We start from the raw sequence: 1,042 nt of genomic DNA on the forward strand, positions 1-1,042 counted from the left end.
GCTTATATCGAAAAAAAGGGGCTTTTTAAGACGCTTTATGTCGATAGAGCGGGTATCTTTGGTGGACCAAAACGCTGCCACTTCTCTCAGATGCAACGAGCCTGCGAAGAGCTTGGTATAGAAATTATTTTTGCCAACTCCCCCCAAGGAAAAGGTCGTATCGAACGTGCCTTCGATACGTTCCAAGATCGTCTCGTCCCTGAGTTAAGACTGGCGGGGATCACCGATATGAATAGCGCAAATGACTACCTGCAAAACACTTTCATCCCTGACTATTGGGCGACAACCCTCACCGTCAACGCTAAGCAGGTGCGCTCGGAACATAAGCCCGTTCCGAAACACCTAAACCTCGATGCGATATGTATCCAAAAAGAATATCGAAAAATCCGTCGGGACCATACCTTCAGTTATGGTAACGCAATGTATCAAATTACCTCTCCGTTAAGGCACTCTATCGTGAGTCAACAAGTTGAGCTACGTAAGCAACTTGATGGTAACTTCGCCGCTTACTTTGCTGACCGAGAGCTGTCCATTAAAGAGCTTGTTGAGCCTAGCTCTAGGAAAGAATACGGGGAAGAAGTTCAGAAAAAGCTCGATGCTATTGAACTTGCCAAGGAGTTAGGCAATGTGAGAGAAGCTGCTCGGCAGAGCGGTTGCTCTGTCAAAAGCATTCACAACAACCGTCAACTTCTCGAAGCACATGGTCCATTAGCTTTGAAACGTATGTATGGCCAATCAAGGCACAGTAACCGCATCGATGAGAAGACTCGAAATGTCGTCATCTCATTAACGCTCAAATTACCTCATCTAACATCGATCAGGATCAGTGGTGAGATGAGAAAGCGATTTAACATCTCAATTAGCCACTCAACAGTAAGGAACATCTGGCTTGAAGAAAAGCTGAATACAAGAGAGTTACGGGAAGCTCGTGCCGAGGCATCAATTATCGAATAAGAGCAGAACTGTCATGGTTGACTACTATTAATAAGACTATGACAGAGTCCTTCGGTAATTAGACCGTCAACCTCCCTCGGTAATCACA

General features: G+C 45.4%; 1 protein-coding gene. It reads left to right on the plus strand.

The features are described from left to right. Positions 1–954, plus strand: a 954-nt coding sequence (locus tag AB4583_RS10535) for a helix-turn-helix domain-containing protein (protein WP_372117269.1), incomplete at its 5' end; no start/stop codon positions are given. Between the last annotated feature and the right edge of the window lie 88 nt (positions 955–1,042).

The sequence above is a fragment of the Vibrio sp. 10N.222.49.C12 genome (genome assembly GCF_041475025.1).
Lineage (GTDB): Bacteria > Pseudomonadota > Gammaproteobacteria > Enterobacterales > Vibrionaceae > Vibrio > Vibrio crassostreae_C.